Here is a 25,890-nt window from a genome sequence, read left to right as displayed (position 1 = left end):
TATTTATTTTAGGATTCTTTTTTATTTTCTCCATTATATACATACACCTCGGTTCCTAGAGATGCCAAAAAGTCTATCACTTCAACATCAAAGTTGAACATCCTTATACATCCATGAGATATCCTTTTACCTATTTCCCATGGCTTTGTTGTACCATGAATCCCGTATTGAGGGTTTGAGAGTTGTAACCATCTAGTTCCCATTCCATTCATTAGGGACCCTGGAGGTATATATTCATCATACCAATACAACGCAGGGTCTTTCTCTTTGTATGAAATACGATAGTATCCCGGCGGTGTGTAATCACTCATACCAACGGCAACGATATAAGTTTTCAACAACTGATCATGAAAATATAAGTACATCTTATTCTGCGAAAGGTTTATTTCTAAGCGTAAAGGACTTTCTTCGTATTTAACTTTTCCTATCTCTAAAGCTTGCCCTGGATATATTAAAGAAGGATCCTTTAGATCATTCATGTTAACTAAATCCCCAGGAAGAATATTGTATTTCTCAGCAATTTTGTATAAACTCTCACCTTTTTGTACGATATGGTACCCATTTACTTCATATCTTTGCTTTGGTTTTAAAACATTCTCGGTAGCAACAACTTGTGCCAATTTCAAAAAGGTAACTTTTCGCTCAAAAAGTATTCCATATCTATTTCTAAAAGCAAAAATAGCATCATGGAACCCATCTTCAAAGTTACCCAACAATCTTAAGAACTCATCCGGATCTTCAAAAACAGTATTTTCTAACTGTACTTTCACCAATTCCAAATCTTCTTCTGGATAATAATTCAAATAATATTGATACCCATTTTCTACAACAGAGGTTGTTATTTCAACTTCAATATTTGGAGCGAATAAACCTTTTTCTAAAAAACTTGCAAAAAACTGTGAAACATATTCCCCTTCTTTATCTATAGAGGATACTAAGAATGAATAATAATCACCTTTAAAAGCGTTTAAATTAACGTAGAAAGTGAAATAGCCGTTTTCTTTTTCATACAAAGTTAACTTTTTTCTATCTCCCCCATCATATATATATACATTTGGTTTTTGCGTAGTATTTATATAACTTTCTAAATTCATTTTCACAATGTTTTGAGTTTGGTCATATTCAACGGTATATAAATGAAAATAATTTTCAGAAAAAAGTACTGAAAATAACGTCGCAAATATTACCAGCGATAATCCTTTTGTGATTTTTCTCAAGTCGATGTTCCTCCTTACTGGTAAAAATAGTTACCTCATTTTCCTCTTTTTCGAACCCTACATCTTTTCTTGAAACGTCGTTTAAAATTATCATGTCCATATTTTTTTCTTTTAATTTTTTCATGGCATTCTCTTTTAAATTCTCCGTTTCTGCAGCGAATCCAACAAGTATTTGACCATCTCTCTTTCTTTTTCCTAACTCTTTTATTATATCAGGATTTTTTTCCATTTCTAGATTAACTATTTTATCTTTTTTTAATTTTTGCTCTGAATAGTTTTTTATTCTTAAATCACTTACTGCCGCTGTCATAATTATTATATCACTATCTTCAAAATGTTCTAATACCTTTTGTCTTAATTCTTCTGCACTTTCTATCCTTACGATTTTGTTTATAGTTGTCGGTGGTTCTAAGTTGGTGGGTCCAGATATTAACGTAACGTCAGCTCCTCTGTTTGCAAATTCTATGGCTAATTCGTAACCCATTCTTCCACTGGACCTGTTTGACAAAAACCTTACAGGATCAATTTTTTCAATCGTGGGTCCGGCTGTTACTAAAACTTTCTTATTCATGAAATCCTTTTTGGAAAGTAGGTATTCACTATATTCTAATATCTCACTATTATTCGGATACCTTCCTTTACCAATTTCTCCGTCTGCTAAGTAACCTTCTTCAGGTTCTATTATAGACCAACCATTTTGTTTCAATATTTCTAAATTCCTTTTATTAACGGGATTTTCATACATCCTAACGTTCATTGTAGGAACAATTATTTTAGGAGTTTTCGAATAAGCTAAAGCGGTACAAGAAAGTAGATCATCGGCAATTCCATATGATATTTTGGCTATTATATTTGCGGTCGCAGGGGCAACGATAAACAGTTCAGCCCATCTAGAAAGCTCTGTGTGGGGAATCCAACCGTTTTTAACATCGAAAGTTTCGTAGTAAACCTCACAGTTACCTACTGCGGAAAAAATCTGATCGGATATCCATTTTTGGGCATTTTTTGTCATGATAACTTTAGGGTTACATCCAATTTGTCTCATCTTAGAAATTAGATCGACCGCTTTATAGATGGCGATTCCACTTGTTACACCAAGTAAAATGTTTTTCCCTTTCAAGTAAGGATACACTGAGAACTCACCTTCTTGTATTAATATCCAAAGTACTTGAGAATTCCAAAGCTCTTTTTAACCTTTTAATGCTTTCATTTTTCCCTAAAATAATTATAGATTCGTACAAACCGGGAGTTACTAACCTTCCTAAAAGAGAGCCCCTTATTGCTTGAAAAACATTTTTTCTACTAGTGATATTTAGAGCAGCTATCCCTTTTAAAGTACTTTCTACATTTACAAGATTGTACTCATCAATCTCAGAGAATTTTCTTATCGTTACCTTGAGTACTTCTTTGAACCAAGATTTTTTCATGTATTTTTCGATAAATTCTTCTTCGTATTCGAATTCTTCAACAAAAAAATTTTTGGAAAATTCATAAAGTTGTTTTAATGTTTGAACCTTAGCCCTGGATGCTTCTATAATTTTTTTCACAAAAGAATCTTCTTTGTATATCTTTACGTGTGTATAGTTAACCCATTCATTAAAACTTTTGTGTATTTCTTCTATTGTATCATTTCTCAAGTGCATTTCATTTGTCCACAGAAGTTTAGTGTAATCAAAAATGGAAGGATTTCTTGAAACTTTTTTCAAATCAAATTCCTGATATTTTTCTGTATAATCAAATATCTGTTCGTTGGCATTCCAACCTAACAAACTTAAGTAATTCAATATCGCTTTCGGAAGATATCCTTCTTTTCTGAAATAAGTAATAGAAACCTCTCCGTGTCTTTTCGACAAAGGAGACTTGTCTTCACCTAAAATCAAAGGCAAATGGGCAAATTTCGGAAGTTCGAAAGATAAAGCGTTATATATTAAAATTTGTTTGGGCGTATTAGAGATGTGGTCTTCTCCCCTTATAACATGACTTATTTTCATTAGATGATCATCTATCACAACCGTGAAATTGTAAACCGGAATTCCGTTTGATCTTAGAATAACAAAATCCTTTATATGGGTGGTATCGAATTGTATAGTTCCTCTAATTTCGTCCAAAAAGGATATTTTTTTATCTTTATCAACCTTAAACTTTACAACCACTGAATACTCGTTGTTGTTTTTGTACTTGTCAGGGAGGTTATTACCTTCAAAAATTACTTCATCACTTTTACTAACAAAAAAATAAGCTTTTTCTTCATTTAGCAGTTGTTCTATATAACGTTTATATATGTTTAACCTTTCACTTTGCCTATATGGTCCATATTCCCCTGATTTATCCACGCCTTCATCGTAATCCAAACCAATCCATTTCATTTCTTCTAAAATCGCATCTTCGTACTCTTTTTTTGAACGTTCAACATCGGTATCCTCAATTCTTAGAATAAACTTCCCATTATTTTTCTTGGCAAAGTACCAATTAAACAAGGCTGTTCTCAACCCCCCAACATGTAAATGACCCGTGGGACTTGGAGCAAATCTTACTCTGATCATTTATTTTTCACCTCTTCGATACTTTTCAAAACTCTTTCCAATTCATCTATAGATGGTACTTGTTTTAACTCTACTAATTTTCTGTTATCAAGAAACTTACCTTCTATCAAAACTTCGGTTATTCTATCTGTCCATCCCCCTGAATTTTTCATTAACAATATCGGTTTTTTATAGAAATAAGCCCCCAAAATTTCTATAGCTGTGCCGATTTCTCCTCCTATACTTACGACCACATCTACATTTTTTAATAAAACAAAAGATCGCATATTAAGATCAAGCCCAGTTTTTATAGAAAAATCCAGATAATCGTTCCCTTCCACTTGCCAAGGTAAAAAACCGATAACATACCCTCCCCTATTTTTTACCGCCTTTGAAACTAATTGCATTATTCCATCACGTCCACCGTTCACTAAAACCCAATTATTCTCTGCTATAATTCTACCGACATCATCACAGAGTGAAGTTAAAGATTTTACTGGTTCTTTAAAGATGTTACCAGAATATCCAATAACCCCGATGTTCAAATCGATCACCAACCCAAATAATTTTCTTTGACTTTCGTATCATTTAGAACCTCTTGTGGAATACCGTTGGTTATAACTTCACCTTTGTGTAACACATAAAGTTCATCAACTACCTGAGCAATTTCATCAACACTGTGATCCGTAACAATTATCGAAATCCCGGTTTTTGCAAGTTTTCTAATTATCTCTTGTATATCTTTAACCGTTATGGGATCAATGCCAACAAAAGGCTCGTCTAAAAGGATTACTTTTGGATCCGTTATCAAGGTTCTAGCAAATTCTAATTTCCTCTTTTCTCCACCTGATAAAGAATAAGACTTTTGATGCATTAAATTATCTAATCCAAACTCTTCCATTATAACCTTAATTTTTTGATCAGCATCTTCAATCTTAAGAAGATCGGCAATCATTTTAAGATTATCTTTAACGGATAAGTTTCTGAAAACAGATGGTTCTTGAGGCAGATAAGCCAATCCATTTAAAGCCCTTTTGTGTATAGGTAGATGGGTTATATTTTTGCTATCAAGAAAAACATTCCCCGAATCGGGAACGACTAGACCCAAAATTATTTTAAAAAGGGTTGTTTTCCCTGCACCATTTGGCCCAAGCAATCCCGTAATTAAACCGGATTTTGATCGAAATTGAACATTATCCAACACAACCTTTTTTTTATATGTTTTACTAATGTTTATACAATCAACAATAACCTTTTCCATATTATTTAATTTTTATTTTCATTCAAATATTCAATAATTTTATCGGTTAAATCTAATTCTGGATTGTAATATACTACACCGATTTCATTTAAAATCAAATCGTATCCATTTTCTTTTGCATACTGAGATATCTTTATAGTTACTTCCGAAGCTATATTTGCCATTTTCTGCTGATACTCATCTTGTAATGCTTGTTGATATTGATTTACGCGAGTTTGCAATTGTTGAAGATTTTGTTGCAGCACTTCTGGTGATGCTCCTGAACTTTGTAAATCGCTGAATTGTTGCTCCATTTCGTTAATTTTGCCTTGATAATAATTTAGATCTATTTGGTAACTGACTTCCAAATCCTTCCATTTATAATAACTTTCTACTGTCTTTTCAAAATTTACATAACCAATTTTTAGATATGTAACCGTTTGGGAAAAAGATATAACCACAAATATAAAGGTAAATACCATCATAGAAACAAATTTTTTTGTTGTATTACTCACAACATACACCTCCATAAAATTTTGAAATTTATAACGGTTTATTAAAAAATTCTTTGTTTCTTGGCTTCAAAAAGTATAATTCCTGCACTAACAGATACATTTAAAGACTCAACGTTGTTAAGCATAGGTATGCTTATTAATTGATCACAATGGTTTTTAACGTTTTTTCGAATGCCGCTTCCTTCATTTCCAAAAACCAGACATATATTTCCTTGCCAATCGATTTCATAATAAGGTTTGCCCTCAACATCTGCCCCATAAACCCAAACATTTTCCTTCTTTAATTTTTCTATTGTATTGGAAAGATTGGTTGCTTTAATTATTGGTATCTTAAATATTTGACCAGAAGAAACTTTTATAACAACAGGGGTAACTTCAACGGCGTTATCTGTTGGTATTATAATGGCGTCAACCCCCGCAGCTACCGAAGTTCTTACAATAGCACCAAAATTATGCGGATCTTGTATTTGATCTAAGATCACTAGAAATAGGTTTTCTTTCCCTTCTATAATATCCAAATTTTCATATTTAAAATCATTTCCAATATCAATGATAATACCCTGATGCTTGTTTGTTAAAGCCATCTTTTCCAATACTTCGTTGGAAGAAAAGCTGTATGAATATCCTAAATTTGCAACATCTTCTACAATTTTTTTTAAAGACCCTCTTTCCGTTTTGGAACTACTGAAAAAAATATGTTTTACAGGATAACGTGTCTCTATGATCTCTTTTAATATGTTTTTTCCATATAGATACAATTATCGATCACTCCTAATAATTCATTGATTCTTGAGTAACTTTTAGTCAAAAAAAGGTATCCAATAACTGCTTCAAATCCTGTAGATTTCCTATAATCGTTGTCATTACCTCTTTTCTTAGCGCCATTTGAATTTTCCGCACGTTTGTAATACTGCATTTCTGTCGGAGTTAAATAGTCATACACCATATCAACAAACTTAGAATGAGCTTTTGCACTTAAGAAATCTTTTGTCTTTTCATAAAGATCTCTTGTCTTTATCCTTCCATCCTCCAACAATTTAACCTTGTAGATCAAACCTATCACAGCATCTCCAATGTAGGAAAAGTTCTCGATCGGTATTTCACGAAGATCCGCAAGTTGGAGATTTATAATTTTCTCGAATTCTTTCATGCAGTTACTATCTCCTCTTTATATAGTTCCAAAATCATATCTACACACTTTTCAATGGAATAATTATTTTTCACAAAGGTTTTAGCTTTCAGTTTTAACTCTTCGTATGATGATGAATTTTTCAATAGTTTAAGTATTTCATGAGAGAAATCTTCTTCATTTAAATCCTTGACCATAATTCCACCTGTGCCTTCTTGAGAAAGTATATCATAAACACCTAATTTACCCAAAGCGACTACCGGCGTACCCGCAGCCATCGATTCTAGAATAACTAATCCCTGTGTTTCAGTGTACGAAGCAAAAATAAATAAATAAGCTTGTTTGTACGCATCTATTACCTTTTCCCTTGACTGAGGTCCTGTAAAAATAACATTATCAGCTATGTTTAGCTCAATAGCTATCTTTTCTAACGCTTCTTTTTCCGACCCTCCACCAACAATAACGAATTTTACCTTTGTTTCTTCCAACAGTACTTTTTTAAACACCTTCAAAAGGAAACTTATGTTCTTTTCCTTCCCCAACCTACCTACAAATAGAAGCAATCTGTCATCATCTTCTATTTGTGGATATTCTTTTTTCAAATCCCAGCTAATAGGTTTATCAAAAGAATCTAGGTCTATCCCAGTTGGAATAGTCACAATATGTTCGGAAGGTACACCATATTCAACGAGTGTCTCCTTTATATTGTCGGTAGGAGCAATTATTTTATCCGTTTTTAAACACCAATTTTTTATAAGCTTTTGAACAAATTCAGGCTGTGGTCTAACTATCGGTGGTAGATAGTGCAAATAGTAGTCATACATGGTATGGTGAGTTGCTACGTGTTTTAACTTTAACATGCGTGAAACAATTCTTGCAAGAATCCCCATAGAAAAAGGATCATGAGAATGTATTATGTCCAAGTTTAACTCTTTAATTTTAAAAATTTCTGGAGAAAAAGGTAGTGCAATCCTCTGCTCTTTCTCAAAGAGAAACTTAACAGCCGGAAATTCAAAGATTTTATCATCGTTTCTTTTATAATCAAATTTATATTTTGGAACAAATAGATACACATTGTGGCCCCGGTTTTCCATTTCATCCTTATAGAGTTTTATAGCGGTAGCAACTCCATTTTTCTGTGGTAAATAAGTATCGGAAAACATTCCTATATTCAATTGCATTTCCCCCTTATAAAATTCATACATGTATTATTATAACAAAAATTTACTATTTTTTGAGGTTGAGTTTTTAAAGATGATATAATAATAAATGAACTGTTATACTTTGAAGAGGTGTTTTTTTATGAGAATAAAAGTACTTAATCCTGAAGTGGTAATGAAAATAGCGGCAGGAGAGGTTGTATCTGGGCCAAGCTCAGTAGTTAAAGAATTGGTAGAAAACTCTTTAGATGCGCTAGCAAATAATATCTCTGTTGAAATACTTAACGGTGGCAAATCGTTAATAAGCGTAGATGATAACGGAATTGGAATGGAAGAAGAAGAATTAGAATTATCTATACTTCCTCATACCACAAGCAAAATTTTCTCCATTGAGGATCTTTATAAACTAAAAACATTTGGTTTTAGAGGTGAGGCACTCTCTTCCATTTCAAGGGTTTCTAGAATGAAAATTACTTCTAAACCACCTGAAAAAGAAGTTGGAACAATGTTAGATATATTAGGCGGAAAAATAATAGAAAAAAAGAGAGTTAATTCATCAGATGGAACCAAAATAGAGATTATGGATCTTTTTTTCAACATTCCTGCGCGCAGAAAATTTCTCAAAAGTGATTCTGCAGAAGGAAGATACGTGACAGAGATTATAGAAAAATTTGCTTTCACCAACAACATTAACTTAACATACATCAGAGACCACAAAGAAATCTACAAATTTTCTTCAGATATGGATCTCATTACAAAATGTTTAAAAATATATCCTGAGTTAAAAAGAGATGATCTCATTGAAATTGAACACAACGACTCATTGTGCAAAATATCTGGAGTTATTTCACAACCAAAAGTTGGAAGAAATAACAGAACCGCCCAACATTTTTTTGTAAACAACAGATACATTAAGGCAGCCTCACTCTACTCCGTTTTGGAAAAAGGTTATGGAGAGATGTTAGAAAAATCTGTTCATCCTTATGGAATAATATTCATAGAAATACCCCCAGATATGGTAGATGTAAATGTCCATCCTCAAAAATTGGAAGTAAAATTCACTGACGAACAGATGGTAGCTTCTTTACTGAAAAAAGTTGTCAGAGAGTCCCTGAAGAAGAATACTCATTTTACCATGGAATTCATAAGTAGTAGCGATACCCCTGCTACAAATAACGAAAATTCTTCGTTTCCTTTTCAAAACTTATACAACAAGAAAGAAAGTTCACAAAAAGTGGAATTTTCACAAAACACTACAAATACAGATTATTTGCAAAATATGGACGAATTTTTCAATAGCTCTGAAATAGAAGATCTCCAAGAACCTTATACCCATTTTGATAATAATTATAAACTTTATGAACCATCAAAAACCTTTGATTTTAAAGGTTTTGAATATCAAAAGAATCAGACGTTTACACCTGTTAAGAAAATTGATTCTGTTGAAAAATTAAGAATTTTGGGCATAGTTGCTGAAAGATATCTCGTCGTAGAAGGGGAAGACAAATTAATATTAATAGATTTTCATGGTGCTCATGAACGTTATATATACGAAATTTTAAAGGAAAACCTATACGGAAATGGCGGACTTACTTCTGACCTTCTACTTACTCCGCTTAAGATATCTTTAGACGAAGTAAGAAGAGGGATAATTTTAGATAACAAAGATCACCTAGAAAAATTGGGTATAAAATTGGAAGAAGAAGATAAAGAAATTATCTTGAAAGGGCTCCCTTCCCTTTTGAAGATTGAAGACGCCGAAAAATTAATATTTGAGATAGCCGATAATCTGAGAATATCAAATTTTGATCAACAATCAAACATACTTGATAAAAACCTAGCTACTATGGCGTGTAGAGCGGCTGTAAAAACTAAGGATAACCCTACAGGAATGGAGACACTTTTAAACAACATTTTTGAAAAAAAATTACTAACTTGCCCACATGGTAGGCCAATAATGATTCAAATCACATTTAAAACCCTAGATAAATACTTTGGAAGAATCTAAAAGGGGTGCATTTTTTACTTACACCCCTTAATATATTCACTTAACTTGATCTAATTCTATCAATCTCTCTTCGGAAGTGTAATCTTCTATAGTTCCCAAGTGAGCAATGTATTCACGTAAAGCATCCGCATCTCTAAAGTATGTATCGTAACCAGGTTTACCTTTAAGCATAGTGTAACCGTCTCCGCCTGCAGCTACATAGTTGTTGGTGACAACTTTATAGGTTTTTTTCAAATCTATAGGTTTACCGTTTATTTTTACGTTTGTAGCTTTTCCACCTTTTATTTCTGCTGTTAGCCCTGCAACATGTAACTTAGCTCCCTGGCCATCAGGAATTGTAGCTGCATAATTTAAAACATCCATTATATCTTTCCCAGTCAATTCTAAAACGTACAATGTATTTCCAAAAGGTAAAACAGTCAAAATGTCTCTGTAGGTTATTTCTCCTAACTCAATTGAGGCTCTTATTCCACCACCGTTCATTAAAGCAACATCCGCGCCGGTTTTCCAAATCATACCATCTGTTATAAGGTTACTCAGATTCGTTTCATCACTTCTAACATGGGCACGTTCTCCATCAAGATATACTTTTGTTACTCCAACAACCTCATTCAGAGCCTCCGTTCCGAGTTGATAAAAAGCATCTGCGAACATTTTTATGAAAGGGTCTTCTGGGATATCAGCTGTGAGTGGAATTACTTCTCCACTCCAATCTACTATCCTACCACCATCAATCCATAAATCTATTCTTCCGATATTCTTCGCTTTCTCGCCAGCTTGCGCTAATATAACATTATTGATTACTACAGGAGTTTCTAACAAGGTGTGAGAATGTCCGTCAATGATAATATCAATTCCAGATACATTTTCAGCCAACTCATCTGAAGTAGTGAACTCAACAGACAAGTTAGGCCTTTCCCCATCTACATGATATCCTAAGTGCCCAAGGACTACAACAATATCAGCTTTTTCTTGAACAATTGGGAGATATTTAATTAAAGTCTCTTCTGCATCTATAATTGTGTTCTCGCCTAAATAAATTGGTTCTAAAACATTCGTTTGTTCTGTAACAAGACCAATTATTCCAACAGAGAATTCCCCGTAATCTTTTATGACATACGGTTCAAAAACCGGTCTTTCACTTTTTTCATTGACAAAATTTGCCCCTAAGAATGGAAATTGTGCTACTTTATACTGTTTCTCAAGGACTTCAAAAGGTTTGTCAAATTCATGATTGCCCAAAACCATAGCATCCAAACCCATGTAATGTAACACCAAAAAGTCGGGAACTGCATCCAACTGATCAGATTCCGGAATCCCTGTGTTTACATCTCCAGCATGTAGAAAAAGCACTTCTCCGCCTTCTTTAGCCACTTCTTCTCTTGCTTGGTTTATCAGGGTAGCTGCCCTGGCAAATCCTCCACCATCATCCGTTCCCCACACATGTCCATGGGTATCGTTCATGTGAAAAATTACCAAATGGTTAGGCCCGGCAAATACCGATAAAGCCAAAATCATAACTACTAAAACACCTAAGACTCTTTTCATTTTGTTCCCCTCCTTTTGAGTTGGTTTTAGCCACACATTAATTGAGACCAATAACTCGGCTCCGTTTAAATATTAAATCTTCTTTGTTCACATCAAGATGATTAGCAATTTTTGCACATTTAACAACGAAAGAATAATAAATTAATTTTTTTGTATTTTTATCAGCCAAACTTTCAAAGTTAGATTGTCCTTTAGCTATTACAATATCTGCTTCATTGTAGATATTTTTGAAAGATGGACTAACGAAGCTTAAATCGGTGCCCAAATATTCAGATCCACTATCAAAAGGAATAGAAACCTCTTTTAAAAAAATTTGATCGGCATCTTTTTTAGTTGCACATTTGTAAACTGGGCGAGATTTCAAAGCAGAATGAACTATCAAGTTGGGGTTTAATTCTTTCATGACCCTTATAAATAACTTGTCAAAAACTATTTCCCCAGCATAATTATGAATAAAAAGCAAAAAATGGGCATTTTCCAATTCTTTTTTGAATTTTTCTAAATCGTTTATTGCTACTGCCTTTGTATTAAAAAAATTTTGGATTTCTATCTCTAACTCACCAAAGGAATTCCCCGAATTGTGGCAAAAAAGCTCACCCATCAGTGATAATTTAAATGCACTATACAGAGGATCTTTGCTAGAAAAACAAAAATCCAACAGATCATCATAGACCTCTAAAAAAAGTTGATTTAAGTCAACTTTTTCTGTATGAAAGTAATCATTTTCACCAAAAGCATCATAAAAAGAATCATAAAATGTTTTTACTAAATTATAAGATGTATTGGAAGGAACCACATCACCTAATGTTTTTAGAATGACACTTTTGTAATTATCAAAAATGTTATTAGATGACTCCGAAGAACTAGCATTAATTTTAGTCATTAACTCAGAAGAATGATTTAAAAGGCAATTAATACATTCATAATCTATATTCATCTCTGTTCACCCCATGAACTTCTAAAATCCCTATCAAATAACTTTTAATTTTATCATTTTTTTTATTAATTTAGTATTTGTTTTGTTTAGTATTTTGTTAAGAAAAATTTGTCCAAAAAATTGTTACTTCTCTTTCTTGACATTAAAACATTTAATCATTATAATATATTCGATAACTTCAAAACCAACATTGTGCTTTTATTGTTTATATCAGCTTTTAAGGTAAATTAAAAAAGGTTACATTAAATTAGGAACAATATCACTTTTAACAAACCATTTAATTTAACAGGATTTGGAGGTGAAGAAATGAAGAGAACATATCAGCCATCAAGAATAAAGAGAAAAAGAACGCATGGTTTTTTAGCTAGAAAAAGAACATCAAGTGGAAGAAATGTTTTAAGAAGAAGAAGAGCAAAAGGCAGAGCACGTTTAACAGTATAATGGAAGAACAAACCTTCAAGAAAAAAGAACATTTACGATTAAAAAGGAATTTCAAAAATGTTTTCGAAAAGGGTGGGCGTTTAATTGACAATAATTTTGTTATAATATACGTTCGAAATACTATGGATTATAACAGAATCGCCATAATTGTGAACAAAAAATTTGGCAAGGCGGTCGTAAGAAACTCAGTTAAAAGATTCATCAGGGAGATATATAGAACCAACAAAACTTTTTTTCCCATAGGATACGATTTCGTATTTATTCCAAGAAAAGAATTATCGAAAAATTTTAGAAGAATAGATTATTTCCAAATGAAAGGTCAAATTTTAAATTTGGTGAGGAAGATAAAAGAATGAAAAAGCTTATCCTCAAAATGATAGATTTTTATAGAAAACATATATCCCCCGCAACCCCTCCCAAATGTATTTATCTACCGACCTGTTCATCTTATACCTACGAAGCGGTGGAAAAGTTCGGAGTATTTAAAGGTTTGTATTTGGGATTTAGGCGTTTTATCAGATGTAACCCCTTACACAAAGGGGGCTATGACCCTGTCCCCGAAAAGTTTTATTTTTTTGTTCATAAGCAAGAAAAAAATAAACAACACAGAAGGAGTGTATGACTTGAAAAAAGGATTGTTTTTTTTAATGTTACTATTATTTTTGAACGTTATGACCTTTGCAATACCTGAGATAATCGTATCAGAGAGTTCACTGAATAAAGAAATTAACATTGAAATGAAATTATATAGACTTAAATTAGACCAAAGTGGGCATATTCTAAATTTCGAACTTTACGATAGCAGAGCTAAAAAATATGAATTAGTTTATGAGTACACAGGAGATAGTTACGATATTTTAGATACTCAAAATATGACAGAAATTTTACCAAGTACCTATAATATAAGATTGGCGGAAGATCAAAGTTTTATCGAATTAAACTACTTTTTCCCCAACGGAGGACAGAAGATTTATAAGTTTTACAACGATCCATACTATCATTTTGATGTTCAATTTAAAAATTTGAATGGATATGTTGTTTTACCTAGCATATCCTTTTCTTCTGGAATAAGACTTAGTGGCAATGTCTTTGTTTCATACATTGATAAATCTGTCTCAACAGGTGAAGCTTTAGATTACACACTAGCAATCTATACCCCAAAAGAGATAGAATTCTCTCAAAACCAATACTTATTCCCATTAAATTATTCAGATCAAAAAATAATCTCATATTTAGGTCCAACCAAAAAAATTTTTATAAAAGAAACGTTTGACGGTATAGAAGAAGGAAATACTTATTCTACTATAATCGATTTAATGCAGGATTTAGGGAAGTTTGGACCTATTTCTAATATTTTCTATTGGTTCGTGACATTTTTTTGGTGGTTATTTAAAGTAACAGGTAATTTCGGTTGGGCTATAATACTCTTTACCTTGATAGTAAATGCAATATTATTCCCCGTATATGGAAAACAAAAGAAATCCATGATCGAAATGAAACAGTTACAACCAGAGCTTGACAAAATAAAGAAAAAATATAAGAACCCTCAAAAACAACAAGAAGAAACAATGAAATTATACAAGGAAAAAGGTATGAACCCCGCTGGAGGATGTTTGACTTCTTTGATCCCTTTGCCCATTATGATCATACTGTGGCAAGTAATCTATTATTTTGAAGGCAGTTACGCATACAACCGAAGATTTCTTTTGTGGACAGATCTTTCTCAAGGTGGTTTTCAAGCTAATTTTTTCTTACTATTAATCGCGATAATTGCTTCTTTAATAAATGCTCTTTTAATGTCACAAGATGCCAGGAGCGCATGGACTTCTGTAATTATGTCAGTTGTATTTCCTTTCATTTTAATAGGGTTACCGGTTGGAGTATTCGTTTATTATTCACTGAACATGGTAATACAAACCTTATTAACTTTTGTGTACAATAGGATTTATAACGTCAAAGGTATTACGATTAGACAACTCGTTGGTTTGGGTCCGAAGCCTGTCAGGAGGTGAGTTGATAATTGCTTAAATTACAAGGTGCGACAAAATTTGAAGGAACTGATTTAGAATCGGTTTTAGAAATAGCAAAAACAAATTTTAACGCCTCATGTATCGATGAGATTTCTTATAAGATTATTCAAGAACCTTCCAAGGGGTTTCTAGGGATAGGTAAAAAACCTCTCATCATCGAAGCTTATCCTAATGAAAAATATCTTATCAATAGAGTAAAAAATTTTTTGAAAAATATTCTTTCTTATTTTGAAGAAGATGTTGATATCAATATAAATTATCACAACAAGAACTTGAAAGTTTTTTTAGAAGGGGAAAACTTGGGTAAAGTAATAGGTAAACAAGGGCGGAACCTTGGAGCTCTACAGCATTTAACCATGATATATGTTAATAGAATGACAGATACCAAGTGTGATGTTAAATTGGATGTAGGTGATTATAGAAAGAATAGAAAAAAAAACCTAGAACTAATAGCTGACAATGCTGCTAAAAAGGCAATAATGACTAATGACAAGGTAGAATTGGCCCCCATGTTTTCTTTTGAAAGGAAAATAATTCACAAGTACATTAATTATAATTATCCGAGATTACGCACCGTTTCTATGGGGTTAGAACCTTATAGAAAAGTAGTAATTTACCCTTCAAAGAATGGTCATAATTAATTAAATCACTTACATTTATATTTGTTTAAAATGTAGACACTTTACCAATAAGACAATTTTCAAAAAATAAATTATGATTTTAAAAGGGTTACAGGATGGAGGAAATATAAGTGAAAACTGTTTACCAATATCAAGAGCAAACTCTTTCCGTAATCAGTAGAGAAAGTCTCCCTGATATTGGTGTTTTAGGTGGTATAGAAATTGAACATATCATAAAAAAAATAAATGCTAATATTAAAATAACAACTGAGGTAGCAGGACCAGGGGGAAGGATTGTTAATTATTTGAATGATCATTTTCATCTCAAACCCTCTATATTTGATTTTTTAAGTTATGATGAATATATTGAATTAATACTTAAAATATTTCAATCAAAAGAAATTCCTATTATTTGGATGGACAAACCTGGAGGAAACACAAGAAAAGTTAGAAATATAGAAGAAAATACTGAATACCTTGATTATCGAGAAACAAACTTAAAAGTAGAGCCAGAATTCATTACCGAATACCTGTACAACATCAAAAATCTTTTTATAGTGTACAATTCCTGGAACAAAAAGATAATTGATTTAACCAACGTAAAAAGGAGAGTATTTGTTGATCTGCGAGATTCGTATCTAGACGAAGTTGATAAATTTACATGTGATTATCTTTTTTTGAGCTCAAAGATGGATTATAGAGAATTAAAAGAAAAAATCAGCAATTTAAAAGTTGATAATAAGATAATTATAACGAAAGATGTGATATCTTTTGATGCAAAAATATACGAAGTTAAAGTTAAAGAAAAAAAGTACTTTGAAGAGGCGGTATCAGCTTATGAAGCTAATTTTATGAGTAGTATCATAAAAGGTTACACATTGAAATCAGCTGTTGATAGTTCTTTTAATATTTACAATCATGTTCTTGAATGTGGAACAATCCCCACAGAAAAATTGTGATTAAATCCTTTCCTTAAATCAAATTGCTTTATATTAAAATTACTAAATTTAATCGGGTAGAAGATTGATAAAGGTTTATCTGTCTCCTACCCGATATTTATTTCTGGCAGCCCCACAGGGAATCGAACCCTGACTTTTGGACTGAGAATCCAATGGACTAGCCGTTATCCTATGGGGCCATTGGCATCGCCTCATTTTCCAAATCCTTAGTAATTATATCAACTATCAATGACCTTGTCAATAGGTTTGAGACTTAAAAATGCACTTCTAATATTCCCGCATAATATTTTCTATCATCTTTTTTCTAGCAGGATGTTTTAACTTCCTAATAGATTTGGACTCTATCTGCCTTATTCTTTCTCTTGTTACGTTAAAAAATTCTCCAACTTCTTCAAGCGTTTTTTGCTTCCCGTCTACGAAGCCATATCTCATTTTTAAAATCATAGCTTCCTTAGGTGAGAGCGTATCAATGATCATTTCCATTTTTTGACGAATAATCATCTTCCTTCCTTCTTCATCGGGGGTAGGTGAATCAGAGTCAATAAAATCGAGTACCTCAGTTTCTCCTTCCGCGTCTACATCGTTAGAAATTGGAGCATTTAAGGAGAATATATTTTTCGCACTAATTAATACCTCTTTCATCTTATCTACTGGTTTGTCCATCAAAACAGAGAGTTCTTCCAAATCAGGCATTTCACCATTTTCTTGAACATACTTATTTACTACCCTATTCATTCTATTTATCGTTTCTACCAAATGAACCGGGATTCTTACAGTCCTTCCTTGATCCGCAATAGCTCTTGTTATAGCCTGGCGTATCCACCAATAAGAATAAGTGGAGAATTTGTAACCCTTTTTCCAGTCGAACTTAGCGACAGCTTTCATCAAACCAATATTTCCTTCTTGTATGAGATCCAAAAAGCCTAATCCATGGCCAACATACCTTTTTGCAATACTAATGACTAATCTAAGATTAGCTTTTATAAGTTCCTCTCTGGCTCTTTTATCTCCCATCTGCGCCCTTCTTGCTAGCTTTCTTTCTCTTGAAGGGGTTAATAATTTGCTCTTACTAATCTCTTTAAGATATATTTTAATAGGATCCTGCAACGAAATGTTATCACACATCTCGACTTCAACATGAGCAAAATCTTCGAAAATCTCTTCGTATTCTTCAGAATCATTAAACTCTTCGTTGACCTCTAACTCTTTTTCTTCATCATCTTCACAGAAATTATCTGAAGAGCCATCTACTACAGAAATATTAGATTTTTTTAATTCATTGTAAAAGGTTATTAAAAATTCTGACGTAAAATCCTCACGCATTTGGCTAGGTATAGATTCATCAATCTCTTCAAAGGTTACTGTGCTCTTATCTTTAGCTAGCTTTTTTTTGATTTTTCTTAATATTTCATTAGTGAGTACATTAGGACTCTTTTTAATAGTTAAAGATAAAGAATATTTTTTCATGTTTGAGCTTTTATCAGTTTGTGAAAAATCTCGACTTTTCGATTCAAGGTCCAAACTTTTTTCATTTTTTATCATAAAAACTCACCTTCTATAAAAAAATTAGAATAAAAAAGCGAAGGAATTAAATGATAGAATCATAGAGAAGCTTTTAAAAAAGTAGCCTAATTTAAAACAAATAGTTATTTCTCTGTTAAATATTATAGCTTGACAATATTAAATGAATATGAAAAAACAATTAATATACATAAATGTAATATTTTTTTTGGAAACTTTATAAGTCGTTGAAATTAGAACAATCATTCGTGCTATAATAATTATCGATGGCTTCTTGAACTTTGGAATTTTCATTATTAACATAGATTTTCAATCATAAGTTCCTTAAAAAATAAAAAGGAGGTTTCTTTGTGCCAATATTAACTTTTAAAGGTGGCGTGCATCCGCCCGAGAAAAAACATTTTACAAAAGATAAGCCTTTTGAAAAACTGCCTTTACCCGATTTTGTATACCTATTCACAACTAACCATCTTGGAGCACCCGCAAAGCCAATCGTAAAAGAAGGAGACCAAGTAAAAACAGGGCAATTAGTAGCAGAGGCCACTGGTAGTATTTCAGCAAACATACATTCTTCTGTTACCGGAGAAGTTGTTGGAATAGAATCATTTATAAATGCCTCTACAGGAAGAAAGGATAACGCAATAGTTATAAAAAGATCTTCGGAAGATGTTTGGGAATATATTGAACACGATGAGAATTTTAAAAGGTTTTCAAAGGAAGAGCTAATTAACATTGTTAAAAAAGCTGGTATTGTGGGATTAGGGGGAGCAATGTTCCCATCTCATGTAAAATTAAGTGTGCCCGAAAATAAAAAAATTGAGTATTTAATAATCAATGGAGCAGAATGCGAACCATACATAACTGTCGACGATATGATGATGAGAACATACACAGAAGAAATAATTAAAGGAATAAAAATAATTGAATATATAGTTAATCCACAAAAAATTTATCTGGGCATTGAAGGAAACAAACCTGAAGCAATAAAAATCATGAAAAACGCTTTAAAAAATGAAAATATCGAGGTTGCTGTTTTAAAAACAAAATATCCTCAAGGTGCAGAAAAGCAATTAATCAAAGCTATAACGAAAAGGGAAGTCCCTTCTGGAGGATTGCCTATAGATGCGGGGGCTTTAGTTTTTAACGTTTCCACTACCTATGCAATTTATGATGCAGTAATCAATGGGAAACCTTTAGTTGAACGAGGAATCACTTTGAGCGGGGGTGTTAAAAAACCTGGTAACTATTGGTTCCGAATTGGGACTAAGGTTTCAGATCTCTTAAATCAAGTAGAACTTGTCGAAGAGGAAAAGATCGACAGAATAATCTACGGGGGTCCAATGATGGGAATACCTCTACCAAATGTTGATTTACCAACATTTAAGGGAAATAATGCAATAACCATTTTAACAAAAGAAGAGTTACCACAAAAACATGAATATCCATGCATTAGATGCGCCTCATGTGTTAAAGCATGCCCTATAGGACTTCAACCTTATTATCTAAAAAAACTTGCTGATTCTAGGAAAAACGACATTGCACAAGAAAACGGAATTATGGATTGTATAGAATGTGGTGCTTGTTCGTATATTTGTCCATCAAATATAGAGCTAGTTAAAACTTTCAAGACAACAAAAAAGGTTATAAAAGCCATTCAAAGAAGGAGGGGTTGAGTTGAAACTTAGCACTGAAGCGGCACCTCATTTTAGAACTACCAATACAACCAGAAAAATTATGATCGATGTTTTGATATCATTGATACCTGCTGTTATTGCTTCAACATGGATCTTTGGTTTTCGAGCTCTTTTCATTATGTTATTTTCTATGGTTTTTGCAGAAATGTTGGATTTTTCCATCGTGCGTTTCTTAAGAAAGCAAAAAGATCATATTCCTGATTTTTCCGCTTCTGTTACAGGATTACTCTTGGGAATGAACCTTTCTTTAGCTGTAAACTGGTGGCAAATTATGTTGGGAGTGATAGTTGCGATAATTTTGGCAAAACAAGTCTTTGGGGGTTTAGGCCAAAACTTTTTTAACCCCGCATTGGTTGGAAGAGCTTTTATGTTGATATCTTTCCCAACCGCTATGACTACATGGTATGTACCTTTTTATTACCAGAACCCAGATATTATTACTTCTGCATCCCCTTTAGGAATAATTACCCAGGAAGGTATGAACACAGTACTCCAAAATTATACTTATTGGGATATGTTCATAGGTAGAATTCCCGGTTCTATCGGAGAAGTTAGTGCTTTAGCTTTAATTGTTGGTTTCATATATCTAGTCGCAAAAAGTAGAATTAAATTAATGATCCCCGTATCCTATATAGGAACGGTCTTAATTTTTAGCTCTATCTTTTATATGGTTGATCCTACTAAATTTGGAACCCCTTTGTTCCATCTTTTAGCAGGAGGCTTGATCTTAGGTGCTTTGTTTATGGCAACGGATATGGTTACTTCTCCAATGTCCATAAAGGGCCAGTTCGTTTTTGGTATGGGAGCCGGAATTTTGACCATGATCATAAGATTCTTTGGCAGTTATCCTGAAGGTGTTTCTTTTTCAATCCTTATCATGAACGCTTTTGTCCCTTTGATAGATGATTGGCTAAAACCAAAAATTTATGGAACAACCGAAGGGGAGATAAAACATGCGTGAATATATAAAAACAGGCTTAATTTTAACCGCTTTTATGGTTGCTTCCGGCTTTTTAGTATCTGTTGTGTACAATTTTGTCAATCCGATGATAGTACAATCTGAATTCAATAATACATTATCAGCAATAGAAGAAGTGTTAAAAGATGCTAATACGGGCGAATATCTAGTTTCTAGTATTCCTACCAACGAAGAACAGTTACAAAATTATATATGGCAAGAATCTCAAAATGGAGTTTTATACGTAAGTCAAAAAAACGCAAAAGTCTATTCCCCCGTTTATAAGTTTGCTGAAAATAACAATGAAATTTACGTCATGACAGTTTCAGGGGTAGGCTACGGAGGAGATGTAGTCAGCGTTATTTCGTTCATCAAAAAAGATGATGCTCAACTTGCTTTGAATAAAATAGAAGTAATAAATTATTCCCAAGAAACTCCGGGACTAGGAGCCAGAATTTCTGAAGAATCTGTAAAAAAAAGATTTAGTTCGATTCCAGAATCAGGTTTAAATATAGGTGTTAAAGTAGATAAAGACGCCGGCGTGACTGTCTCGGCTAATTCGATAGATGCTTACAAAAAACAAGGTGTAGTAAAAACTAGTGATGTAATGACAGGTGCAACAATTACTCCTAGAGCGGTCGCAGATTCTATTAATGCATCTCTAGAATTTTTAAAAGAGGAAGGGGTGATGTGAAAAGATGGCTGATTTAAAAAATTTTACTAACGGTTTAATAAAAAACAATCCCGTCTTTGTTCAGGTGTTAGGGATGTGCCCTACTTTAGCTACAACCACAAGCGCACAGAATGGTTTAGGTATGGGAATAGCCACCTTATCGGTCTTAACAATGTCAAACATCGTCATTTCTTTAATCAAAAAAATAGTTCCCAAAAAGATAAGAATACCTATTTATATTGTGGTCATAGCTTCTTTTGTAACAATGATAGATCTCTTAATGCATGGATTAACATATGAATTATGGCAGACTTTGGGAATATTTATACCTTTGATAGTTGTTAACTGCATCATTATGGGAAGGGCAGAATCCTTCGCATCGAAAAACGGGGTCTTAGATTCCATATTTGATGCCTTGGGAATCGGTTTAGGTTTTACAGGCGCCCTTGTATTATTGGGATCGGTAAGAGAATTATTGGGTAACGGAACAATATTTGGTTTCCCTATTTGGGGAGAAGCAGTTAATTTATACCTTTTCATACTTCCACCTGGTGCATTCATAACTTTAGGACTTTTACTTGGAATGTTCAATTCAATAGGTATAAGTAGAGAGAGCAAAAAGAAGAAGGCAGGTGCTAAAAAATGAATCTAATCCTTTTGTTTATTTCAGCCGCTTTAGTTAACAACATTATTTTAACTAGATTTTTAGGTATTTGCCCTTTTTTAGGAGTTTCTAGAAGCAAAAGCTCCGCTGTTGGAATGTCTATCGCAGTTATTTTTGTCATGACGTTAGCGGGAGTAATAACTTGGTTTTTAAATCAGATACTAATAATACTTGGAGTAGAATTTTTAAAAACAATCGTGTTTATTCTTGTAATCGCCGTCCTTGTTCAATTTGTTGAGTTTTTTATTAAAAAATCGAGTCCAGCCCTCTACGAAGCCTTGGGAATATACTTGCCACTTATAACAACTAACTGTGCAATTTTGGGAATCGCATTGTTAAACATACAAAATAATTACACCTTCGTCGAAAGCTTGATAAACTCTTTTGCCTCTGGATTGGGGTTTTCTCTGGCATTAATAATATTTTCTTCAATAAGAGAAAAAGTGCAACTAAATAACGTCCCAAAACCTTTCCAAGGTACCGCTTTAGCGCTAATAACAGCTGGACTTCTGTCCATGGCTTTTATGGGATTTTCAGGTTTAGTAAGATTATGAAAAAGAGGGAAGTATCCCTCTTTCATTTTTTGTATATGTAGAATTCATCAATTACTTCATCAATTGGAGTGTATTGGTTCGGGAAAAGAGGATTATCAACCCTCGCTACTGCTTTTACCGTAACCTTGATAGAATCTTCATAAACATCAAAAATAACGTAGTGAAGTTTTCCAAGCACATGCTTTACATGCCAGGGTAATGGATCTGCTCCATGATTTGTATTTAGTTTAGCCCCTCCCCCACCACTGGTTATAAACATAATTCCATCCTTGAAATGCCTTTCGTAAGCATGTATATGCCCGTTTATTACAACATCAACACCATACTTTTCAAATATAGGCAGCCAATTTTTTGTGTTGAAATGACCGTTTGGAAGGTTTTCTTCCATGTTGCCATACTCCGTAGCTGTCGTCCAAAAAGGATGATGAAAAGCCACGAAGATAAACTTTTTATCATTATTGTTTTTAAGATCTTCTTCCAACCATTTCATTTGTTTTTCATATAGATTTGAAGATTCTAAAATATTAGAATCTAAGATGACAAAATGTGAGTTTCCATAGTCAAAAGAGTACCATCTCTTGGAATAATCTCCCCCTCCACTCGGAAGTTCGAATGCCCTATAATAAAGTATACTGTTTCTCTCGTGATTACCTAAAACCATGTAATATGGAATTTGAGAACTTAAGGGATATGCAGATTCAAAAAATATACTCCAACTCTTCTCTGATGTGCCTTCTTCCGTGTGATCTCCTGGTTTGAGAATAAATGCTGTATTTAGATCAGAATCCTCTACAATTCTATTAACAATGTAAGCGTGTCTTTCGTCATAGATTTGGGTATCTCCATAAACTATAAATCGAAAAGTATCAATATCTTCATCTAAATGCTTGGTTTTAAAAGCCTTTTTTTCTGTCTTGACGTCATTGAGAGTATAAGTATCCTCAACATTTATCACATATTCATAGAAAGAATTAGGTTGCAAACCAGAAAGTTCTATGTAATGGTATTCTAAAGGAAATTTGTTTGTTATTTCAAATACCATGATTTCACTGCCTGAATCATAAACTTCTACATTTGATCTAGCAGGAACAGCCATCCTGAAATTGATAATCACACCATCTTCCCTTTTATCAGTGAGAAAAGGCTTAAAGAAAAAGTAATTTTCTGGGACCTGAACCAAAAGATCTTCTGACCCTAAAAGAGAGACAGATTCGGTTTTCAAACTTCCAAAATCTACCTTAACTTGGAAATCCTCATAATCTTCCTCGTAAGGTAGATAAAATTTTGCTTTTCCTTTTTCATCAACAAGTTGGACATCTTGAATCGTTCCCAATTTATCTTCTAAAACAACCCTCATACCCTTAGCGGACTTTTCATTGCTCAATATTATATTTTTTTCGATTGTTGTATAATCAATACCAAATTTATCGTAATATTGTTTTTCTATTTCGCTAACACTTTCACCAACCGTTATAACTCTTGTAAATTCAAGAGCATCCCCAGGTTCAAGGACAAAAAATGAGATACTTGTACCCATCTGATTGCTCGCTATAACTCTTTGAAATGTTTGATCATAAACCGGGAAATATCCAAAGCTCCCATAATCTTGTTGAAGAAGTAAAACATAGTTATTTAAAACCTTTGATTTTATAAAAAAAGGAAATGTATCTGAGTAATCTATTATTTCATTCAATTGGATTCTTTTTTTTGTTTCCGTTTTGTTAGTTATCCTAGTACTCAGTAAGAGATTTTTCTCTTGTAATGTATAAGTATTCACCACTTTGAAGTCGTTTTGATCATAAATGAAAGAGATTGAATATTTTGAAGTTTCTATGACGCTGTTTTGGAAATCTACGCCAGAAATTAGAATCTTGTGGTTTTTAAAAAGACTTTGGGCCGCTTCATTACTTTTAAAAAAGGTGATATATCCATTTTCTTTGGAAATTCCAGTTGTCAAATAGTTGTTGGATAATATGTAACTATCCTGATAAGATGAAATTAAATCTGCTGAAAAAAAGAGTATAGACAAAACAACAAAAATAGTTACAATAAGATGTTTTTTCATAAAAATTCACCCCTTTTCGTGTTTTTTTACTTTTAATTATATCATATTAGAAAAACCCTTCGGTGTGATATAATATTTTCTGAATCACGTTTTATCTATGCATAAAAACATATCTAAAGTTTTTCTACGGAGGTGAAGCCATGGCAAAGAAAAGTTCTTATGCGAAGGAAGCAGAAGATAAAATGAAAAAAACTATTGAACATTTCGAGGACGAATTAAAAAGAGTAAGAACAGGAAGACCTACTACCGCTATTTTTGAGGACATAAAAGTAGATTACTATGGTGTGCCCACTCCCATCAACCAGGTGGCAACCTTAACTGTTGGAGAAGAAAGAACCGTTGTGATCACCCCATGGGATAAAAAGATGCTTGAATCCATAGAAAAAGCAATAAACGCTTCTAATTTTGGTTTTCACGCTATAAATGATGGTAACGTAGTAAGGGTGTCTTTTCCAAATCCCACTATTGAAGAAAGAAGAAAATTAGTAAAAGCTGTAAAAGAGATGCTAGAAGAAACAAAAGTGGCCTTAAGAAACATAAGAAGAGACGATATAAAAAAGGTTAAAGAAACAAAAAACGATAGCTCTTTAAGTGAGGATGAAGCAAAAAAAATTGAAGACGAAATCCAAGATATCTTGAAAGAAAAAGAAGAAGAAGCAGAAAAAATATTCCAAAGGAAAGAAAAAGAGATTATGGAGTCATAAAGGTGGAAAATAAAATATGAAACTTTCGAAGGTACCAACTCATGTTGGTATAATTATGGATGGAAATGGAAGATGGGCAACTAAAAGTGGATTTGATAGAAACTATGGTCATCAAAAGGGTGCTGAAATCGCTCAAAAGGTTATCGAGTGGTCTAAAGAATTTGGAATTAATTATCTTACCTTATACACCTTTTCAGAAGAAAATTGGAAAAGGCCACAAAATGAGATAGAATTTTTATTCGAATTATTCATAAGATACTTTGAAAATAACCTTAAACGAATTATAGAAAATGGTGTAAATGTAAGATTTTTAGGAAGAATTAACAAACTACCAGAAAGTCTTATAAATACTTGCAAAGAAATTGAAGACATAAGTAAAAATAATGAAGATTTCAATTTGATCCTTGCCTTGAATTACAGTGGGAGGCAAGAGATTTTAGATACAGTTAATAAAATTTTGGAAGATAAAAAGACAACAGTTACAAAAGAAGATATAGACAACAACCTTTATTTACCGGATGTTCCTTATCCTGATTTAATAATAAGAACCGCAGGTGAACAAAGATTAAGTAACTTCTTACTTTGGCAATCTGCTTATTCCGAACTGTACTTTACAGAAACTTTATGGCCTGATTTTTCTTATAATGATTACCTAAACGCCCTTTTAGATTATGCTAAAAGAGAAAGACGCTTTGGCGGTATAATTATCGAGTAAGTTGTAGGCACTTTAG

At 32.8% G+C, this 25,890-nt stretch carries 27 protein-coding genes and 1 tRNA gene; 14 read left to right on the top strand and 14 right to left on the bottom strand.

Features of this window, described 5'->3' with window-relative positions; genetic code table 11:
- Positions 1-8: 8 nt before the first annotated feature.
- The 9 genes from AA80_RS05605 to AA80_RS05565 are packed head-to-tail and all read right to left on the bottom strand — an operon-like array spanning position 9 to position 7,798.
- Positions 9-1,217: a L,D-transpeptidase family protein gene (locus AA80_RS05605; RefSeq protein ID WP_103876826.1), complete on the bottom strand. Its 1,209-nt coding sequence runs from the start codon at positions 1,215-1,217 to the stop codon at positions 9-11.
- A complete protein-coding gene (coaBC, locus tag AA80_RS05600) occupies positions 1,150-2,349 on the bottom strand; it encodes a bifunctional phosphopantothenoylcysteine decarboxylase/phosphopantothenate--cysteine ligase CoaBC (protein WP_103876825.1) in 1,200 nt (399 codons plus the stop codon). The genes AA80_RS05605 and coaBC overlap by 68 nt, the downstream gene beginning before the upstream one ends.
- A 7-nt stretch (positions 2,350-2,356) precedes the next feature.
- A complete protein-coding gene (gene gltX, locus AA80_RS05595; RefSeq protein ID WP_103876824.1) occupies positions 2,357-3,760 on the bottom strand; it encodes a glutamate--tRNA ligase in 1,404 nt (467 codons plus the stop codon).
- Positions 3,757-4,284: a TIGR00725 family protein gene (locus tag AA80_RS05590; RefSeq protein WP_103876823.1), complete on the bottom strand. Its 528-nt coding sequence runs from the start codon at positions 4,282-4,284 to the stop codon at positions 3,757-3,759. The genes gltX and AA80_RS05590 overlap by 4 nt, the downstream gene beginning before the upstream one ends.
- Positions 4,285-4,289: 5 nt before the next feature.
- Positions 4,290-5,000 carry an LPS export ABC transporter ATP-binding protein gene (lptB, locus tag AA80_RS05585; RefSeq protein ID WP_103876822.1) on the bottom strand — a complete coding sequence of 237 codons (711 nt, stop codon included), beginning with the start codon at positions 4,998-5,000 and terminating at the stop codon, positions 4,290-4,292.
- Positions 5,001-5,005: 5 nt separating this feature from the next.
- Positions 5,006-5,494 (bottom strand): OmpH/Skp family outer membrane protein, encoded by a 489-nt coding sequence (locus AA80_RS05580; protein WP_103876821.1) that lies wholly within the window; start codon positions 5,492-5,494, stop codon positions 5,006-5,008.
- 41 nt (positions 5,495-5,535) lie between these two features.
- Positions 5,536-6,252: a 23S rRNA (guanosine(2251)-2'-O)-methyltransferase RlmB gene (gene rlmB, locus AA80_RS05575; RefSeq protein WP_103876820.1), complete on the bottom strand. Its 717-nt coding sequence runs from the start codon at positions 6,250-6,252 to the stop codon at positions 5,536-5,538.
- On the bottom strand, positions 6,225-6,644 hold the full coding sequence (locus AA80_RS05570) for a Mini-ribonuclease 3 (protein ID WP_103876819.1): 420 nt from the start codon (positions 6,642-6,644) through the stop codon (positions 6,225-6,227). Before AA80_RS05570 ends, rlmB begins: the two co-directional genes overlap by 28 nt.
- Positions 6,641-7,798, bottom strand: coding sequence for a glycosyltransferase (locus tag AA80_RS05565; RefSeq protein ID WP_103876818.1), 1,158 nt, complete (start codon positions 7,796-7,798; stop codon positions 6,641-6,643). Before AA80_RS05565 ends, AA80_RS05570 begins: the two co-directional genes overlap by 4 nt.
- A gap of 127 nt (positions 7,799-7,925) precedes the next feature.
- Here AA80_RS05565 and mutL point away from each other — a divergent pair, with 127 nt between their 5' ends.
- A complete protein-coding gene (gene mutL, locus AA80_RS05560) occupies positions 7,926-9,791 on the top strand; it encodes a DNA mismatch repair endonuclease MutL (RefSeq protein WP_166667781.1) in 1,866 nt (621 codons plus the stop codon).
- Between the two features lie 36 nt (positions 9,792-9,827).
- Here mutL and AA80_RS05555 read toward each other — a convergent pair whose 3' ends face one another.
- Positions 9,828-11,339, bottom strand: coding sequence for a 5'-nucleotidase C-terminal domain-containing protein (locus tag AA80_RS05555; protein ID WP_103876816.1), 1,512 nt, complete (start codon positions 11,337-11,339; stop codon positions 9,828-9,830).
- Between the two features lie 37 nt (positions 11,340-11,376).
- On the bottom strand, positions 11,377-12,276 hold the full coding sequence (locus AA80_RS05550; protein WP_103876815.1) for a damage-control phosphatase ARMT1 family protein: 900 nt from the start codon (positions 12,274-12,276) through the stop codon (positions 11,377-11,379).
- 306 nt (positions 12,277-12,582) lie between these two features.
- Here AA80_RS05550 and rpmH point away from each other — a divergent pair, with 306 nt between their 5' ends.
- The 6 genes from rpmH (at position 12,583) to AA80_RS05520 (ending at position 16,326) form a co-directional block, all read left to right on the top strand.
- Complete coding sequence (rpmH, locus tag AA80_RS05545; protein ID WP_103066975.1) at positions 12,583-12,717, top strand: 50S ribosomal protein L34; 135 nt, start codon at positions 12,583-12,585, stop codon at positions 12,715-12,717.
- Positions 12,717-13,073: a ribonuclease P protein component gene (rnpA, locus tag AA80_RS05540; RefSeq protein ID WP_103876814.1), complete on the top strand. Its 357-nt coding sequence runs from the start codon at positions 12,717-12,719 to the stop codon at positions 13,071-13,073. The genes rpmH and rnpA overlap by 1 nt, the downstream gene beginning before the upstream one ends.
- Positions 13,070-13,339 carry a membrane protein insertion efficiency factor YidD gene (yidD, locus tag AA80_RS05535; protein WP_103876813.1) on the top strand — a complete coding sequence of 90 codons (270 nt, stop codon included), beginning with the start codon at positions 13,070-13,072 and terminating at the stop codon, positions 13,337-13,339. Before rnpA ends, yidD begins: the two co-directional genes overlap by 4 nt.
- Position 13,340: 1 nt before the next feature.
- Positions 13,341-14,729 (top strand): membrane protein insertase YidC, encoded by a 1,389-nt coding sequence (gene yidC / locus AA80_RS05530; RefSeq protein ID WP_166667780.1) that lies wholly within the window; start codon positions 13,341-13,343, stop codon positions 14,727-14,729.
- Between the two features lie 8 nt (positions 14,730-14,737).
- Complete coding sequence (jag, locus tag AA80_RS05525) at positions 14,738-15,388, top strand: RNA-binding cell elongation regulator Jag/EloR (protein ID WP_103876811.1); 651 nt, start codon at positions 14,738-14,740, stop codon at positions 15,386-15,388.
- A gap of 110 nt (positions 15,389-15,498) precedes the next feature.
- Entirely contained in the window at positions 15,499-16,326 is an 828-nt protein-coding gene (locus tag AA80_RS05520) for a hypothetical protein (protein WP_103876810.1), read from the top strand.
- 104 nt (positions 16,327-16,430) lie between these two features.
- On the opposite strand, the gene AA80_RS05515 is transcribed toward AA80_RS05520, so the two are convergent.
- Both AA80_RS05515 and AA80_RS05510 read right to left on the bottom strand, forming a co-directional pair.
- Positions 16,431-16,505: transfer RNA gene (locus AA80_RS05515), tRNA-Glu, on the bottom strand.
- A gap of 88 nt (positions 16,506-16,593) precedes the next feature.
- A complete protein-coding gene (locus AA80_RS05510) occupies positions 16,594-17,868 on the bottom strand; it encodes a sigma-70 family RNA polymerase sigma factor (RefSeq protein WP_103876809.1) in 1,275 nt (424 codons plus the stop codon).
- 329 nt (positions 17,869-18,197) lie between these two features.
- Here AA80_RS05510 and rsxC point away from each other — a divergent pair, with 329 nt between their 5' ends.
- Genes rsxC through rsxA form a run of 5 tightly spaced genes read left to right on the top strand, consistent with a single transcriptional unit; the run spans position 18,198 to position 22,390 of the window.
- Positions 18,198-19,520 (top strand): electron transport complex subunit RsxC, encoded by a 1,323-nt coding sequence (gene rsxC / locus AA80_RS05505; RefSeq protein ID WP_103876808.1) that lies wholly within the window; start codon positions 18,198-18,200, stop codon positions 19,518-19,520.
- A gap of 1 nt (position 19,521) precedes the next feature.
- Positions 19,522-20,502, top strand: coding sequence for an RnfABCDGE type electron transport complex subunit D (locus AA80_RS05500; RefSeq protein WP_103876807.1), 981 nt, complete (start codon positions 19,522-19,524; stop codon positions 20,500-20,502).
- Complete coding sequence (locus tag AA80_RS05495; protein ID WP_103876806.1) at positions 20,495-21,193, top strand: RnfABCDGE type electron transport complex subunit G; 699 nt, start codon at positions 20,495-20,497, stop codon at positions 21,191-21,193. Before AA80_RS05500 ends, AA80_RS05495 begins: the two co-directional genes overlap by 8 nt.
- A 4-nt stretch (positions 21,194-21,197) precedes the next feature.
- Positions 21,198-21,818: an electron transport complex subunit RsxE gene (gene rsxE / locus AA80_RS05490; protein WP_103876805.1), complete on the top strand. Its 621-nt coding sequence runs from the start codon at positions 21,198-21,200 to the stop codon at positions 21,816-21,818.
- The gene (gene rsxA / locus AA80_RS05485; RefSeq protein ID WP_103876804.1) at positions 21,815-22,390 is read left to right on the top strand and encodes an electron transport complex subunit RsxA; all 576 of its coding nucleotides are present in this window, start codon (positions 21,815-21,817) and stop codon (positions 22,388-22,390) included. Before rsxE ends, rsxA begins: the two co-directional genes overlap by 4 nt.
- A 22-nt stretch (positions 22,391-22,412) precedes the next feature.
- On the opposite strand, the gene AA80_RS05480 is transcribed toward rsxA, so the two are convergent.
- The gene (locus tag AA80_RS05480) at positions 22,413-24,455 is read right to left on the bottom strand and encodes a metallophosphoesterase family protein (protein ID WP_103876803.1); all 2,043 of its coding nucleotides are present in this window, start codon (positions 24,453-24,455) and stop codon (positions 22,413-22,415) included.
- 140 nt (positions 24,456-24,595) lie between these two features.
- Here AA80_RS05480 and frr point away from each other — a divergent pair, with 140 nt between their 5' ends.
- Both frr and uppS read left to right on the top strand, forming a co-directional pair.
- Positions 24,596-25,159: a ribosome recycling factor gene (gene frr, locus AA80_RS05475; RefSeq protein WP_103876802.1), complete on the top strand. Its 564-nt coding sequence runs from the start codon at positions 24,596-24,598 to the stop codon at positions 25,157-25,159.
- A gap of 16 nt (positions 25,160-25,175) precedes the next feature.
- Positions 25,176-25,874: a polyprenyl diphosphate synthase gene (gene uppS / locus AA80_RS05470; RefSeq protein ID WP_103876801.1), complete on the top strand. Its 699-nt coding sequence runs from the start codon at positions 25,176-25,178 to the stop codon at positions 25,872-25,874.
- The last annotated feature ends 16 nt before the right edge of the window (positions 25,875-25,890 follow it).

Origin of the sequence: Petrotoga sibirica DSM 13575, assembly GCF_002924625.1 — a bacterium.
Lineage (GTDB): Bacteria > Thermotogota > Thermotogae > Petrotogales > Petrotogaceae > Petrotoga > Petrotoga sibirica.
The sequence above is the reverse complement of the archived record's forward strand: the minus strand, read 5'-3'. Positions and strand labels throughout refer to the sequence as shown.

Bases quoted from the DNA above. Each gene is read 5' to 3' on its own strand.
- gltX (WP_103876824.1), bottom strand. From the start codon at position 3,760: ATGATCAGAGTAAGATTTGCTCCAAGTCCCACGGGTCATTTACATGTT.
- lptB (WP_103876822.1), bottom strand. From the start codon at position 5,000: ATGGAAAAGGTTATTGTTGATTGTATAAACATTAGTAAAACATATAAA.
- AA80_RS05570 (WP_103876819.1), bottom strand. From the start codon at position 6,644: ATGAAAGAATTCGAGAAAATTATAAATCTCCAACTTGCGGATCTTCGT.
- mutL (WP_166667781.1), top strand. From the start codon at position 7,926: ATGAGAATAAAAGTACTTAATCCTGAAGTGGTAATGAAAATAGCGGCA.
- AA80_RS05555 (WP_103876816.1), bottom strand. From the start codon at position 11,339: ATGAAAAGAGTCTTAGGTGTTTTAGTAGTTATGATTTTGGCTTTATCG.
- AA80_RS05550 (WP_103876815.1), bottom strand. From the start codon at position 12,276: ATGAATATAGATTATGAATGTATTAATTGCCTTTTAAATCATTCTTCT.
- rpmH (WP_103066975.1), top strand. From the start codon at position 12,583: ATGAAGAGAACATATCAGCCATCAAGAATAAAGAGAAAAAGAACGCAT.
- rnpA (WP_103876814.1), top strand. From the start codon at position 12,717: ATGGAAGAACAAACCTTCAAGAAAAAAGAACATTTACGATTAAAAAGG.
- yidD (WP_103876813.1), top strand. From the start codon at position 13,070: ATGAAAAAGCTTATCCTCAAAATGATAGATTTTTATAGAAAACATATA.
- AA80_RS05510 (WP_103876809.1), bottom strand. From the start codon at position 17,868: ATGATAAAAAATGAAAAAAGTTTGGACCTTGAATCGAAAAGTCGAGAT.
- AA80_RS05495 (WP_103876806.1), top strand. From the start codon at position 20,495: ATGCGTGAATATATAAAAACAGGCTTAATTTTAACCGCTTTTATGGTT.
- rsxE (WP_103876805.1), top strand. From the start codon at position 21,198: ATGGCTGATTTAAAAAATTTTACTAACGGTTTAATAAAAAACAATCCC.
- rsxA (WP_103876804.1), top strand. From the start codon at position 21,815: ATGAATCTAATCCTTTTGTTTATTTCAGCCGCTTTAGTTAACAACATT.
- AA80_RS05480 (WP_103876803.1), bottom strand. From the start codon at position 24,455: ATGAAAAAACATCTTATTGTAACTATTTTTGTTGTTTTGTCTATACTC.
- frr (WP_103876802.1), top strand. From the start codon at position 24,596: ATGGCAAAGAAAAGTTCTTATGCGAAGGAAGCAGAAGATAAAATGAAA.
- uppS (WP_103876801.1), top strand. From the start codon at position 25,176: ATGAAACTTTCGAAGGTACCAACTCATGTTGGTATAATTATGGATGGA.